We start from the raw sequence: 15,118 nt of genomic DNA, 5'->3' as shown, positions 1-15,118 counted from the left end.
CAGCGCTACGCGGCATGGTGCGACAGGGCGAGCTCACAGCGGCGCATGAAATTCGTCGTGAAACGCTGTCCGTTCGTGCCCGCATGACTGACATCCTTGATTTGATGCAGACGGGAGGCCCGGTGACGCTGGATCGTGTCTATCGGGCCGAAGAAGGGCGCGGTGGTATTGCCGTGAGTGTGGTCGCCGTGCTTGAGCTGGCCAAGGCCCACGCGATCGAATTTGCGCAGGATGCCCCCTTTTCGCCGATCCGGTTATTTGCGGTTTCATCGGCAACCGATTTGAACGAGTGATCACATAGGAATTTTGGCGACGCTCGCGGATAAAACACTCATCGCACTGCTTTGATTGACGGGAGTGGCGGTGGCCTTGCTGGTCGCAGAGGCAGTGCGCTGCAAAGGTGTTGAATCAGCTCCTCAAGCTTCCATTCTGCGGTCTGAGGCGCTAGAATACGCGCGCCTTGACATGACCTAGGTCGTGTACGAGGTAATTCACACGTTCAACGGTAAAACGATGCGGGGTGCTGCGGGAAGGCGAGAGGCCGCCCAAGGTTGCATTGGTTTGGTTGAACGGAGGCTCAACCCATAATTTGAAAAGGTTTAATATCATGGCATCAGTTAGCATGCGTCAAATGATCGAGGCCGGCGTCCATTTTGGTCACCAGACTCGGTACTGGAATCCGGGCATGGCGCCCTATATCTTCGGTCAGCGTAATCGCATCCACATTATCAATCTGGAAAAGACCGTTCCGATGTTCAACGATGCGTTGAACTTCATCAGCAAAGTCGTTGGCGGTGGCGGAACCATCATGTTCGTCGGTACCAAGCGCTCAGCTCGCGACACGATCGCCGAAGAAGCCGCACGTTGTGGCATGCCTTACGTCAACCACCGTTGGTTGGGCGGCATGATGACCAACTACTCAACTGTACGCCAGTCGGTTCGTCGTCTTAAAACGCTGCAAACCATGGAACAAGATGGTTCGCTGGCAAAACTGAACAAGAAAGAAGGTCTGATGATGACCCGTGAGCGCGAAAAGCTCGAGCGTTCACTTGGTGGTATTCAGGATATGGATCGTCTGCCGAATGCGCTGTTCGTCATTGACGTCGGTCACGAAGACATCGCGGTGATCGAAGCGAACAAGCTGGGCATCCCGGTTATCGGTATCGTGGATACCAACAGCAGCAGCAAAGGCATCGATTACGTTATCCCGGGAAACGATGATGCGATCCGTGCCATTCAGCTCTATGCACGCGCAGTGTCTGAAACCGTACTGGAAGCAAAGGGCGCATCGGCGATTGCTCCTTCAGATTTTGTTGAAGCGGAAGAAGCAGCCGATCAGGCCTGATTGACTGTTTGATCGGTGTGGTGTCGACCTTCGGCACCATTGCTCAATGAGCAGTGACAGAACGGGTCCCAGGTGACCCGTTATTGTTTTGAATAAATTTTAAAATTAAGAGGAAACGCTGATGACAACGATTAGTGCCAGCTTAGTTAAAGATCTGCGCGAGCGTACCGGCTCGGGCATGATGGAATGCAAGAAAGCCTTGGTTGAGACCGGTGGTGATATCGAAGCGGCCATCGAGTACATGCGTAAGAACGGCATGGCCAAAGCGGACAAGAAAGCCGGGCGTGTGGCTGCTGAAGGCCAGATTGGCGTAGCGGTTTCTGATGACGGGCGAATTGCTGCCATGGTTGAAGTCAACTCCGAGACGGATTTCGTTGCCAAGAACCCGGATTTCGCCGGTTTCGTTCAGGCGGTTGCCGATCGTGTATTGGCGGATAACCCTGCTGATATGGATGCCTTGATGGCGTTGCAGATTGACGGCCAGACAATTGAAGAAAAGCGCAAGTCGCTGGTTGCCAAGTTGGGTGAAAACCTTCAAGTGCGCCGTTTCGAGCGTTACGAGACGACGGGTGCTGTTGGCGCCTATCGCCACGGTGAACGTATCGGTGTACTGGTCGAACTGCAGGGCGGTGAAGTGGCTCTGGCCCGTGACATCGCAATGCACGTTGCCGCGACGCGTCCTGTATGCGTGAACGAGTCAGATGTCGATGCTGATCTGGTTGCTAAAGAGCGCGAGATTTTCATCGCTCAGGCGGCAGATAGCGGCAAACCGGCGGACATCATCGAAAAAATGGTGGACGGTCGTATTCGCAAGTTCCTGGCAGAAGTGGCGCTGGTTGGTCAACCGTTCGTCAAGGAGCCCGATTTAACGGTTGGCAAGTTGCTCAAGAACAAAGGTGCTACCTGCGTCAGGTTTGCTCGTATCGAAGTGGGTGAAGGGATCGAAAAAGACACCACCGACTTCGCTGCCGAGGTGATGGCGCAAGTCAAAGGCGCCTGATACGGATTGAAAGGCCGGAGGTGACTCCGGTTTTTTTTGAGCCTGATAATGCGCTATAGGCTGGTGCGGAGGATTTGCAGCACCGGCGTGAGCCACCATTTTCCAATGTCTGTGCGATATTGGAAAATGGTGTCAATCGAAAATCGTGCTTTTCGATTGTTCTGGTCTGAACGGTTGGGGATGAACCTGCACAGACCCTATTTGGATTTCCGATAAAACTCAAGAGGCCTACTATATGACTGACCCTGCCACACCCAAATACAAACGCGTATTGCTGAAATTAAGCGGTGAGGCGTTGATGGGTGATAGCTCCTTTGGTATTGATCCTGCGGTTATTCATCGCCTGGCCGACGATATTCTGAGCTTGCGATCCATGGGTGTTGAGATCGGGATTGTCGTCGGCGGCGGTAATATCTTCCGTGGCGAGGGCTTGGCCAAGGCCGGTATGGACCGGGTCACGGGTGATCAGATGGGGATGCTGGCGACGGTCATGAATGGTCTTGCAATGCAGGATGTGATCGAACAGCGGGGGCTGGAAGTGCGGGTAATGTCCGCCGTGTCCATCCCCTCCGTGTGTGAATCCTTCATCCGCCGCCGGGCGATTCGTCATCTTGAGAAGGGCCGGATCGTGATTCTTGTCGGTGGCACGGGCAATCCGTTCTTCACCACGGATTCCGGTGCGAGTTTGCGCGCCATCGAAATACAGGCCGATATCATGATCAAAGCGACGAAAGTCGATGGCGTGTATGACTCGGATCCCATGAAGAATCCAAATGCGCTCCGATTTGAGCACTTAACTTATAATCACGCCCTTGATCAGCGTCTGGCGGTCATGGATGCGACAGCCATCGTGCTTTGTCGCGACCAGAACATGCCGATGATGGTGATCGATATTCATGCCACGAATAACCTGGTGCGCGCCATTCAAGGTGAGCCTGTGGGCACGTTGGTGACAGCCGAGGAATTATTGAAATGATCGAAGATATCAGAAAAGATTGTGATGTGCGGATGCACAAGAGCATCGATGCGCTCAAGGTGGAATTGAGCAAAATCAGAACCGGACGGGCACACGTCAGCATTCTTGATCACGTGTCGGTGGATTATTACGGCAGCATGGTACCGTTGTCCCAGGTTGCCAAACTGTCGGCTGAAGACGCCCGCACCTTGTCGGTGACGCCGTGGGAAAAAGAAATGGTCGGCAAAATCGAAAAAGCGATCATGACTTCTGACCTGGGATTGAACCCGTCGACCTCCGGTCTGGTGATTCGGGTTCCCATGCCTGCGCTAACCGAAGAACGTCGCAAGGAGTTGGGCAAGGTAGTGCGCACTGAAGGTGAAAATGCCAAGGTGGCCGTGCGTAATATTCGCCGTGATGCCAACAACGACCTGAAAAACATGCTCAAGGACAAGGAAATTTCCGAGGATGACGAACGTCGTGGTCAGGACCTGATCCAGAAATTGACCGATCAGTGCGTCACTGAAATCGACAAGCTCGTCGCCGAAAAAGAAAAAGAATTGCTAGAAGTCTAATCCCGCGTGAAGGCATCGGATAAAGAGTCTACATCCCGGGCGGCTTCTCCTGCTGTCTTAACATCCAATGGCCCGTTGCACGTGGCTGTGATTATGGATGGTAACGGGCGCTGGGCCAGAGAAAGGCATCTTCCGCGCAGCCTTGGTCATCAACGAGGGCGTCGGGCGGTTCGTCGTCTGATTGAGTCTGCCCGACGAGCAAACATTTCCGTACTCACTCTTTTTGCTTTTTCCTCCGAGAACTGGACGCGTCCAGCCGAAGAAGTGGATGCTTTGATGCGACTGTTTTCCTATGCGTTGGAGCGTGATATCAATGAACTGCACGCCAATGGCATTCGTGTGCAGTTCATCGGGGATCGAACGCGTTTGCCGCAGGGTATTTGTCATTCGATGACACAGGCGGAGGACCTCACGTCCGCCAACGATGGCATGCACCTGATGATCGCCGTCAGCTACGGCGGACAATGGGACATACTTCAGGCGGCTACCCATTTGGCCCGTTCGGCAGTGCAGGGCACGGTGAATCTTGACGACGAAACCGCGGTTCGCGCCTGTTTTGAAGCCAACCTTTCCACGGCTGATCATCCGCCTGTCGATTTGTTCATCCGCACGGGTGGAGAACAGCGCATCAGCAATTTCCTGCTTTGGCAATCCGCTTATGCCGAACTCTATTTCACGTCCTGTCTGTGGCCTTCTTTCACCGACAAGGATTTTAAGGAGGCATTGAACTGGTTTGCCTCCCGCCAGCGCCGCTTTGGTGGTGTTGAAGAATGATGACGAGCACAGATAACAAAACCATGAGTGGGACCCAGGTGCGCGTTTTGACGGCATTGGCGCTGGGCGCGCTGGGTTTGTTCGTAATTTTCGCGCTGCCTCGGTATGCTTTTGTCGGTTTTACCGCGTTGCTCGCGCTTGGCTTGGGTTATGAGTGGTTCCGTCTCAGTACAACCGACTTGCGATTGCGCTGGATCGCTTTAGTCATTGCCGCGGTTTTGGGGGCCGGACTATTTCTATTCTTGCCGGGTAACTGGGTTCCAGGGGTGTTCGCTCTTGTCGTGTTGGGTTGGGCGGGATTGATCCTGGGGCTCTGGATTCACCGCCGTGTTGCGGCGCCTGTCCGTTCTTCCCTTGTTCGTACGTTGCTTGGAATCCTGATCCTGCCCACATTCTGGTTTGCGGTGGTCATGATCCATCGTCAGGAGCAGGGGTCGTGGTTACTGCTGTTCGGGATTTTGATTGTGGCGGTTGCCGACTCGTTGGCGTATTTTGCCGGTCGGGCTTGGGGCAAAAACAAGCTCGCACCCGCCCTGAGTCCGGGCAAGTCGATTGAAGGGTTGGTTGGCGGCCTCGTTGGCGTGGGTATCCTTGCTGCGATTGGTGCCGCGCTGCCCTTGTTTCAGGCCGTGCCTTCATGGCAGTTGGCGGTTTGGAGCATGTTGGTGGCGATTTATTCCGTTGCGGGTGATCTCGAAGAATCCCGGTTGAAGCGTGAGGCCGGCGTGAAGGACAGCGGGCGAATTCTGCCCGGTCATGGCGGCCTGCTTGACCGACTCGACGGCCAGTTGGCGGCCATGCCTATCTGGTTTCTGGCGCTTGTCCAGATGCACCTGTTCGTTGTGGCTTGAGTGGGTTGGTGCCTTGAAATGAAATCTCTTGCGATTTTCGGCTCAACGGGCAGCATCGGCCAGAGCACATTGGCCGTGGTTCGCCTCCACCCGCAGCATTATCGGGTGCAAAGCCTGGTGGCGAACGCACAGGTTGATATCTTGTGGGAACAGATTCAGGAATTTCACCCCCGCAAGGTCGGTGTGGCCGATCCGGTTGCCGCCGCCCGATTGCGTGAGCGAATCGTGACGCACATGCCGGATGCTGCGGTGCGCCCCGAGGTTATTGATCAACCAGAGCAAATTGCTGCATTGGCGACTGACGCATCGGTGGATGTCGTTGTTGCTGCCATTGTCGGTGTGGCTGGTCTGGCTTCGACCTGGGCGGCGGTGCGTGCTGGCAAGCAGGTGTTGCTGGCCAATAAGGAATCCCTGGTCGCGGCGGGCCAAATCATGATGACTGCCGTCGCCGAGTCCGGTGCAACGCTTCTGCCTATCGACAGTGAGCACAATGCGATTTTCCAGTGTCTCCCTGTGGGAGAGGAGCCTGCCAAAGCCGTTGTTAAACTCATTCTGACGGCATCCGGCGGGCCATTTAGAACCCACCCCCTCGAGCGATTTTCAGAGATTACGGTGGAGGAAGCCTGTCGTCATCCGAACTGGTCGATGGGACGCAAAATCTCGGTGGATTCAGCCACGATGATGAACAAGGGGCTTGAAGTCATCGAGGCATCCTGGCTGTTTGGCATGCCAGCGTCGCGGATTGACGTGATCGTGCATCCGCAATCCGTGATCCACTCCATGGTGCAATTCGCAGACGGCTCGGTACTGGCCCAACTGGGCCTGCCGGATATGCGCACACCCATCGCGCATGCATTGGCCTGGCCGGAACGAATCGAATCGGGCGTGGCTCCGCTGGACTTTACAGCCCTTAATGGGTTGCATTTTCACGCGCCCGATTTTGAACGTTTTCCTTGCTTGCGGCTTGCCTATGCGGCGATTGAAAGCGGCGGCAACGCCCCATTGGTACTGAATGCCGCCAATGAAGTCGCCGTTGCCGCATTTCTGGATCGCCGTATCGCCTTCAGCGATATTCCCCAGTTGATCGAGGACGTCATGAACTTAGTTCAATCCGGAACTCGCACGGCCGCGCCCGAGTCCATGGAGGCGGTGTTAGACGAGAACGAGTGGGCACGTGCGATGTCGGGTGCGGCTGTCGTTCGTTTCGAAAACTCACGAGGCTGATTGCTTCATTGCCCGTCGTGGGCTTCCCTGTACTCTTTTGGACCAGTTGCTGACATGAATATTCTGATGAGTCTGTTGGGGTTCCTGATCACCATCGCGGTGTTGGTCGCATTCCATGAGTTTGGCCATTTCTGGGTGGCACGCAAGCTCGGGGTCAAGGTTTTGACCTATTCACTTGGCTTCGGCCCGGCGTTATGGTCCACCCGCAAGGGGCCGGACGCGATTGAATACCGCATTGCCGCTTTCCCTTTTGGCGGTTTCGTGAGAATGCTCGATGAGCGCGAAGGGCCCGTCGACCCATCCGAGCAGCATCGGGCATTCAACCGCCAGCCCGTCTGGAAGCGTTTTCTGATTGTTCTTGCCGGCCCCGTAGCGAATATTCTGCTTGCACTGGCGCTCTGGATGATGATGTTCATGGTCGGGGTTCAGGGTGTGCTGCCCAAGGTGGGCGTGGTGCCCGCCGATTCCGTGCTGGCGCGTAGTGGCATTCAGGATGGCGATTTGATTACTCGGGTCGGTGGGCAACCCATTCATAGCCTCTCCGATCTGCGGCTTGCCGTGCTGGAAGGGGGGGTGGCCGGGGCCAAGGTGCCGATTGAATTCGAGCATCAAGGTGCTGTCAGCGCCGGCACCCTCGATTTGACCCTGCTCAAACCCCTTCAGGGCAATCATCAGGGCCCAGCCGCTGATGTGTTGAGAGAAATCGGTTACCGACTGTGGTCGCCGATGGGTGATGCACTTGTCCACAAGGTGATAGCAGGCAGCCCTGCCGAACAAGCCGGCTTGAAGAAAGGCGACGTCATTCAGAAGATCGATGGTTCGACATATCGCGATCCCTGGGCTCTGATTTCCCGTATCGAGCATTCTCCAGGCAAGCCCGTCACGCTGACCGTGCTTCGTGATGGGCATACAGAACAGATCACGGTGACGCCCAAGACCGAAACATCCGCCAATGTCGACGGCAAAACTACCTCGGTCGGGCGGATTGGTGCCCAGTTGGGCCTGGTGCCCGATGCCGTGGCACGCGCGAAGGCAGATGGGATACAGATGCTGGTTCTGGAACGATACAATCCGGTCGAGGCGTTATCTATGGCCGTATCGCGTAGCTGGGCCATGACCACGTTAACCTTTAATGTGTTCGGTGGCTTGCTGACCGGTCAGGCGAGTTTATCCAATCTCTCAGGCCCGGTGGCGATTGCCGAGTATGCCGGGCAGAGTCTGGTTATCGGCTTTTCCACTTTCCTTGGGTTCATGGCATTGGTCAGCCTGTCGCTTGCCATCATGAATTTGCTACCTATCCCCCTGCTGGACGGCGGCCATCTGGTGCTTTACGTGGTTGAAGCCATTCGAGGGAAACCAGCGGAAGCGGCGCTCGAAGCTTTTGCTACCAAGATAGGTCTGGCCTTTCTGGTGAGTTTGATGGCGCTGGCTTTTTATAATGACATCTCACGGTTGCTGCACTAAGCATAGTCAGCGACAATAGCCCGATTGTTGATGGGGCAGGCAGTGTGCTTAACCTTGCGCGCACGCTTGGTCTCCTTCGTTTGATTGGGTCTGGCTTGTTGGCCGGACGGAATCGATCAGTGACCTGAACGAGCTGTGAAATTTACTTTAAACACTTTTATCCGAATTTCTGGGATCCCCTTCAAGCATGACTTCACCTATCAAGTTTTCATTGGCTCGGTTTTTACTGAAGCCCATCGCGGGCGCTTTGCTGCTCATCCCAACGCTGGCCCAAGCGTTCGTGATTTCGGATATCAAGGTGGAAGGTCTGCGTACCGTCACACCCAGCACCGCCTTTACCTATATCCCCTATCACGTGGGTGATGATTTCACTGCAAGCGACAGCACCCGGGTTATCGATGCGCTGTACAAGACCGGCTTCTTCAGCGACGTCAATGTAGGGCGTGTCGGCAATGTGCTGATGATTCAGGTCAAGGAAAGGCCGACCATCTCTGCCATCGAAGTCAAAGGCAACAAGAAAGTTGAAACCGAAAAGCTTCAAAAGGCGCTGAAAGACATCGGCCTGAGCCAGGGGCACGTCCTTGACCCGCAGGCACTGGACAAAATGAAGACCGAATTGCAACGCGTGTACTACAGCCTGGGGCAGTACGGTGTTCAGATTCAGACTCATGTGCAGCAACTGGATGATAATCGTGTTTTCGTTTCCATCGATATCTACGAGGGTAAACCGGCCAGTATCCAGCAGGTTCGCATTATCGGGAATCATGACTTCTCCGAATCGGAACTGTTGTCTCAACTCGCGATGCATCCCGTTTCCTGGTGGGCTTTCTGGTCGAGCGCAGATCAATATTCCAAAGAGAAAATGGCGACCGATCTCGAAAGCCTGCGGTCTTTCTATCTTGATCGCGGTTATTTGAAGTTTGCGGTGGATTCCTCTCAGGTCACCATCACCCCTGACCGCAAGCACATGGCCATTGTGATTAACATCACAGAAGGGCAGCGTTACAAGGTCAGTGGTGTCACTTTTTCCGGCAATCTTTTGCTGGACAAGGCCACACTGGACGCGCTTGACAAGGTCAAAACAGGTGAATACTTCAACCGCAAGGATGTGATCGATACTTCGGATGCCATTGCCAAGCGGCTAGGTAACGATGGCTATGCGCTGGCCCGCGTGCAACCCATGCCCAAGATCGATGAAGACAATAAAACCGTAGCCATCGATTTCAACATACAACCCGGCGACCGGGTTACCGTGCGTCATGTCGAGTTCAACGGCAACTTCAATACGAATGAAGAGGTCTATCGCCGTGAAATGCGGCAGATGGAAGGCAGTTGGTACGCGGCAGATAAGCTGGACCGCTCCAAAGAACGCCTCCAGCGCCTGCCTTCCGTTCAGCACGTGGATCAAAAGGTTAAACCTGTTTCAGGTGTGCCTGATCAGGTGGATATCGACTACGACATTACCGAACAATTGTCCGGTTCGTTCACTGCGGGGGTTGGTTATTCCCAGTCAGAGGGTGTGTTGTTTAACCTGGGGTTGAATCAATCCAACTTCCTGGGTTCAGGTAAATCGGTCGGCATCAATTTGCAGCGCAGTTCGTATCAGACGGGCGTGCAGTTCAATTACAACAACCCCTATTTCACCGCCGATGGCGTGAGTCAGGGTTTCGGTTTGTTCTACTCCAAACAGAATGCAGCACAACTGTCTCTTTCCCGATATTTGGTCGATTCAATCGGGGGTAACATCAATTTCGGTGTGCCACTATCCGAGAATACTTATGCGTCAATCGCCTTCCAGTTGCAGAACCAGAAAATCAAATCCACCAGCTACTCACCGAGCTGGATTACCGGCGTGCCGGTTGTTCCTACAGGGAGTTATCCGGTAACCCCATTGGGTGCGAATGGCTACGATCTCCCAGGCCCGGGGTTTGATGGCATGAATTTCTATACGTTTAGCCTGATTCCAACCTTGAAGTATGACACGCGCAACAAGGCAATTTTCCCTACCTCGGGCATACTGCAAAGTGTTTCGGCCACCTTGGCGGTGCCAGGTAGCCAGCTGCTCTATTACAAGGGCGACTATAGGGGGCGGATCTACTTCCCCCTCTGGTCGGATTCCACCCTGTCGGCGCATGGGCAGGTTGGGCTAATCAAGGCTTATGGCAACACACAATCGACCTACGGTGGCGTCAGCCAGTATTACAACGGTGTACCGCCATTTCTGAATTACTATTCGGGCGGTATCCAATCGGTACGTGGGTATCAAGATTACTCGCTCGGCCCGGTCGATTCCAACGGCGATCCGATGGGCGGCACGTTCCTGACAGCTGGCGGGCTCGAATTGATCACTCCCATGCCTTTTTTGACCAAGCAGTCGAACAATGTGCGTTTATCGCTGTTCTGGGATATCGGTAACGTGTACAACAGTTACAACAATTTCAATGCGCAGAACCTGCGTCAGTCAGTCGGGATTGGCTTTAACTGGATTTCTCCGGTCGGTCCTCTGGTGTTCAGTGTGGCTAAACCACTGAATAACAAGCCGGGCGATCTGAGTCAGGTGTTTCAGTTTACGGTGGGTACAAGCTTTTGATTGGGTGCGTTCGTGAGGCATCAGCTGTGAGATAATGCCGTGGTTATTTGACCTCGGTTGTGCTTTGTTTTTTTTAGGAGAGTTTGCGTGAACCGCATTGCATTGGCTTTAGTTTCTATGTTGGCTTTGTTTTTCGCTGTGACGGCTCAGTCAGCGGAGATTAAGATTGCCTTCGTCAATTCCACTACCTTACTTGAGCAAGCTCCTCAGGCCGATATCGCCAAGAAGAAGCTCGAAAAGGAATTTGCTCCCCGTGAGAAGGAAATCCGTGATTCACAGCAAACAGCCCAGGCTTTGGAAACCAAGCTGAATCGCGATGGAGTGACCATGAGCGATAGCGACCGATCCAAGCAGGAACAGGAGCTCAATCGTCAGCTTCGTGACCTGCAGCGTATGCAGAGTAATTTCCGTGACGACCTGAATCTGCGTAAAAACGAGGAATTGGGCAAGTTGCAGCGTGTTGTATTGGCCGCCATTAAAGATGTTGCTAAAACAAAAGGTTATGATCTGGTTTTGGCCGAAGGCGTTGTGTATGCCGCGCCTCAGGTTGATATAACAAGTGATGTGCTAGCCAAACTCAAGCAAGACGCGAGTGCCGGGAAGTAACGACATACAGTTTCATTTTCTCTTTGTACGACCATAAGCGCAATGCCCGCGATCCCTACAGAAGCCGTTCGTGTCGCCGATGTGGCCGCACGATTGGGTGCTTTGGTGCGTGGAGATGCCGAGCGGCTTATCTGTGGTGTTGCCTCGTTGGCGGGCGCAACGATTTCCGATCTGGCCTATTTCAGTGGTAACAGACGAGGCATCCAACCCGGCAAGTCATCTGCCGGTGTGGTGCTTTGCCGGGTAAAGGATCAGGAAGCGCTGCCATCGAGTTCTGTGTTGATTCTGGTGTCGAACCCCCAGTCGGCTTTTGTCGATGTGTTGGAGTGGTTGTTTCCCCGTCCTGAAGCGTCAAAGCGTGTTGACTCAAGCGCATCTGTTCACCCGGATGCGCATCTTGCGGATGATGTAACCGTGGGTCCTTATGCCGTGATTGGTTCCGGCTGCCAAATTGGCTCGGGTGCACGCATTGGTCCGGGTTGCATCCTGGGGGAGGGCGTGTCGATCGGTTCGGATACCGAATTGATCGCACGTGTGACCGTGATGAATCATTGCGTGATCGGCGCACGCTGTGTCATCCAACCGGGTGCCGTAATCGGTTCAGATGGATTTGGCCTCGTCAATGAACACGGGAAATGGAGGCGTGTGCCGCAGTTGGGGCGCGTCGTCATTGGTGATGAAGTGGATATTGGCGCCAACACCACGATCGACCGAGGCGCGCTGGATGACACGCGCATCGATGACGGCGTGAAGTTGGATAATCTGATTCAGATTGCCCATAACGTTGAAATCGGCGCACATTCGGCCATAGCCGGTTGCGCTGGCCTGGCTGGTTCGAGCGTAGTGGGCAAGTACTGCACCTTGGGCGGTGGTGTCGGTCTGGCAGGGCATCTGACATTGGCCGATGGTGTGCATATCACTGGCATGTCAATGGTCACACGTTCCATCCGTCAGCCCGGCGTCTACTCGGCGGGTACGCCATTGGATACCAACGAGAACTGGCATAAAAACGCAGCTCGTTTCAAACAACTCGAACGAATCGTGCAACGTGTTCAGGTACTTGAATCCGATCTGAATGCACTGCGAAATAAAGATGAGGAAAATCTGTGAGCACCAAAACAATAATGATTCAAGAGATTATGCATCTATTGCCTCATCGGTTTCCCTTCCTGTTAATCGATCGCGTTCTGGACTGGGCACCGAATGAATATCTGGTGGCCGTCAAGAATGTAACCTTCAACGAGCCGTTTTTTCAAGGGCATTTTCCGGTTCGGCCCGTCATGCCGGGTGTGCTGATTACCGAGGCGATGGCTCAGGCGACAGGCGTACTGGCCTTCAGTAGTCAGGGCGTGGTACCAAATCCCAATTCTCTCTACATGCTGGTCGGCTTGGATGAAGTCACATTCCGCCGTGTTGTCGAGCCGGGCGATCAATTGATTATCCGCGTTGAACTCAAACGTCTGGTTCGTGGCATGGGGATTTTTCAATGTGAAGCCCATGTCGATGGTGAGCTGGCTGCCAAGGCGCTGATCAAATGTGTTGCCAAGGAAGTGTCCGAGTGATTCATCCGACAGCCATAATCTCGCCGGAGGCGAGTCTGGACCCCAGTGTGGTCGTCGGACCCTATGTGGTCATCGAAGGTCAGGTCGAGATCGCCGCGGGAACACAGATAGACAGTCATTCTGTGATTAAGGGGCCCTGCCGGATCGGTAAAGATAATCATATCTACTGCCATGCTGTATTGGGTGAAGTTCCGCAGGATCTGAAATTCTACGGTGAGCATACAACACTTGAAATCGGTGATCGGAATCAGATTCGTGAATTTTCCTCGATTCATCGCGGTACCGAAGGTGGCGGGGGTATAACGCGCATCGGCTCCGATGTTTTGGTGATGGCTTATGCGCATATCGCACATGACTGCCAGATTGGCAACCATGTCATTCTCGCCAACGCTGCCTCGCTTGCCGGGCACGTCACGGTTGGCGATCACGCCATCTTTGGCGGTTTTGCCGTGGCTCATCAGTTCTGCCGAATTGGCGCCCATGCGTTTATCGGTGGCTTCAGCAAAATCTCCAAGGATGTGCCTCCCTTCGTCATGGCTGATGGTGCTCGTGCCCGGTCAATCGGCCTGAATAAGGAAGGGCTCAAACGTCGGCATTTTGATGCCGATACCATCGCTTTACTTAATCGTTGTTTCCGTCAATTGGTCAAAAAGCAGGGTGATGAGATGGTCTGGGCGGAATTCGAACAAGCCGCCGAAACAGAACCCGCCTTGCAGCAAATGCTCGACTTCATCAAAGGTAGCGAGCGAGGCATCACGCGCTGATACCCGTGGGGTAATTTCCTCGATGACAACCCAAAAATTCCGCACAGAGCACGACAGCATCGGGCCGGTTAACATACCTGCCGATGCATTGTGGGGCGCCCAGACCCAACGAGCGATCGATAACTTCCCCATCAGTGGCATGCCGTTACCCGCGGAATTCATCCGGGCATTGGCTCAGGTTAAGACTGCGTGCGCGCAGGCAAATATGACCTTAGGTGTGTTACCGGCTGCATTGGGTGAGGCCATCGTGCAAGCCAGCCGTGCGATAGCGGCCGGGCAATACGCGGATGCTTTTCCCATCGATGTCTATCAGACGGGTTCGGGCACCAGTACCAACATGAATGCAAACGAGGTCATTGCCCGCCTGGCCAATGATTTGCTTCGAAATTCAGATCTTCGAATCCATCCCAATGACCACGTCAATATGAGCCAAAGCTCGAATGATGTGATTCCCACCACTATTCGCGTTTCAGCGGTGGAGGCGGTCAAACGTGAGTTACTGCCCGCGCTCAACTACTTGAAGCAGGCTATCGAAGCCAAAGCTCAGGCGCTGGTCGGAGTGACAAAAACCGGGCGCACGCATTTGATGGATGCGATGCCTGTTCGTTTCGATCAGACACTGATGGCCTATGTCGATCACCTTGATGGCGCCCGCCTGGGTATTGAGCAGGCTGTCGATCGGATGCAGGCCCTGCCTCAGGGTGGCACGGCTGTCGGCACGGGCATCAATGCACCCGAAGGCTTCTCTGCCGCATTCATTGTGGCTTTGAACAATGAAACCGGTGGTACGTATCGTTCCATGCCCCGGCCGTTTGCAGGTCTGGCCGCGCAGGATGAACCGGTTGCGATGTCTGCTGCCTTCCGCAGTCTGGCCATTGTGCTAACCAAAATTTCTAATGATCTGCGGCTCATGAATTCGGGGCCGTTGGCCGGCCTCAGTGAAATCAGCCTTCCCGACTTGCAGCCGGGTAGTTCGATCATGCCCGGTAAGGTCAACCCTGTTGTTCCCGAAGCGGTTGCCATGGTAGCCGCTCAGGTTCAGGGGTTTGATATGGCTGTCGCGCTGGCAGGGCAGTCCGGCTTGTTCGAGTTGAACGTCATGCTGCCCTTGATCGCCAATAATCTGTTGCAATCCATTCAGTTGTTGTCCAACGCCATGCGCTTGTTAGCAGACAAGGCTATTGCCGGTTTCACGGTCAATCATGAACGGATTGAAGCCGCTTTGGGCATGAACCCTATTCTGGTCACGGCCTTGAACCCGGTGATCGGCTATGAATTGGGGGCGAAAATTGCCAAGCGGGCCTACGCCGAACGTAGAAGTGTGTTGGCCGTTGCCCTAGAAATGACGGACCTGTCAGAAGAAGAACTCAAGCGTTTGCTTGATCCTGTCTTGATGACCGGAATCTAG

14 protein-coding genes and 1 pseudogene are annotated in these 15,118 nt (G+C 54.3%); all 15 read left to right on the top strand.

All coding sequences use genetic code 11. The annotated features are described in order from the left end of the window. Positions 1–293, top strand: a pseudogene (locus M7R55_RS06760) (segregation/condensation protein A); the annotation flags it as partial. Positions 294–607: 314 nt separating this feature from the next. Beyond that, positions 608–1,345, top strand: a complete 738-nt coding sequence (rpsB, locus tag M7R55_RS06755) for a 30S ribosomal protein S2 (RefSeq protein WP_298219636.1) — start codon at positions 608–610, stop codon at positions 1,343–1,345. Between the two features lie 121 nt (positions 1,346–1,466). Continuing rightward, positions 1,467–2,345 carry a translation elongation factor Ts gene (tsf, locus tag M7R55_RS06750; protein WP_298219635.1) on the top strand — a complete coding sequence of 293 codons (879 nt, stop codon included), beginning with the start codon at positions 1,467–1,469 and terminating at the stop codon, positions 2,343–2,345. A 235-nt stretch (positions 2,346–2,580) separates the two neighbouring features. After that, positions 2,581–3,321, top strand: coding sequence for a UMP kinase (gene pyrH, locus M7R55_RS06745; protein ID WP_298219634.1), 741 nt, complete (start codon positions 2,581–2,583; stop codon positions 3,319–3,321). Beyond that, complete coding sequence (gene frr / locus M7R55_RS06740) at positions 3,318–3,875, top strand: ribosome recycling factor (protein WP_290680146.1); 558 nt, start codon at positions 3,318–3,320, stop codon at positions 3,873–3,875. Before pyrH ends, frr begins: the two co-directional genes overlap by 4 nt. Positions 3,876–3,956: 81 nt before the next feature. Beyond that, entirely contained in the window at positions 3,957–4,649 is a 693-nt protein-coding gene (gene uppS, locus M7R55_RS06735; RefSeq protein ID WP_298219633.1) for a polyprenyl diphosphate synthase, read from the top strand. A gap of 23 nt (positions 4,650–4,672) precedes the next feature. Then, entirely contained in the window at positions 4,673–5,500 is an 828-nt protein-coding gene (locus tag M7R55_RS06730; RefSeq protein ID WP_298219632.1) for a phosphatidate cytidylyltransferase, read from the top strand. 18 nt (positions 5,501–5,518) lie between these two features. Beyond that, complete coding sequence (gene ispC, locus M7R55_RS06725; RefSeq protein WP_298219630.1) at positions 5,519–6,724, top strand: 1-deoxy-D-xylulose-5-phosphate reductoisomerase; 1,206 nt, start codon at positions 5,519–5,521, stop codon at positions 6,722–6,724. A 54-nt stretch (positions 6,725–6,778) separates the two neighbouring features. After that, entirely contained in the window at positions 6,779–8,188 is a 1,410-nt protein-coding gene (gene rseP, locus M7R55_RS06720) for an RIP metalloprotease RseP (protein ID WP_298219628.1), read from the top strand. Positions 8,189–8,375: 187 nt separating this feature from the next. Then, positions 8,376–10,778, top strand: coding sequence for an outer membrane protein assembly factor BamA (gene bamA / locus M7R55_RS06715; RefSeq protein ID WP_298219626.1), 2,403 nt, complete (start codon positions 8,376–8,378; stop codon positions 10,776–10,778). An 87-nt stretch (positions 10,779–10,865) separates the two neighbouring features. Next, positions 10,866–11,384 (top strand): OmpH family outer membrane protein, encoded by a 519-nt coding sequence (locus M7R55_RS06710; RefSeq protein ID WP_298219624.1) that lies wholly within the window; start codon positions 10,866–10,868, stop codon positions 11,382–11,384. A gap of 42 nt (positions 11,385–11,426) precedes the next feature. Beyond that, positions 11,427–12,494, top strand: coding sequence for a UDP-3-O-(3-hydroxymyristoyl)glucosamine N-acyltransferase (gene lpxD, locus M7R55_RS06705; protein ID WP_298219622.1), 1,068 nt, complete (start codon positions 11,427–11,429; stop codon positions 12,492–12,494). 14 nt (positions 12,495–12,508) lie between these two features. Then, a complete protein-coding gene (gene fabZ / locus M7R55_RS06700; RefSeq protein ID WP_298219621.1) occupies positions 12,509–12,946 on the top strand; it encodes a 3-hydroxyacyl-ACP dehydratase FabZ in 438 nt (145 codons plus the stop codon). Further along, positions 12,943–13,710, top strand: a complete 768-nt coding sequence (gene lpxA / locus M7R55_RS06695) for an acyl-ACP--UDP-N-acetylglucosamine O-acyltransferase (protein ID WP_298219619.1) — start codon at positions 12,943–12,945, stop codon at positions 13,708–13,710. Before fabZ ends, lpxA begins: the two co-directional genes overlap by 4 nt. Positions 13,711–13,732: 22 nt before the next feature. Further along, the gene (locus tag M7R55_RS06690) at positions 13,733–15,118 is read left to right on the top strand and encodes a class II fumarate hydratase (RefSeq protein WP_298219617.1); all 1,386 of its coding nucleotides are present in this window, start codon (positions 13,733–13,735) and stop codon (positions 15,116–15,118) included.

The sequence above is a fragment of the Halothiobacillus sp. genome (genome assembly GCF_027346185.1).
Taxonomy (GTDB): Bacteria; Pseudomonadota; Gammaproteobacteria; order Halothiobacillales; family Halothiobacillaceae; genus Halothiobacillus.
The sequence above is the reverse complement of the archived record's forward strand: the minus strand, read 5'-3'. Positions and strand labels throughout refer to the sequence as shown.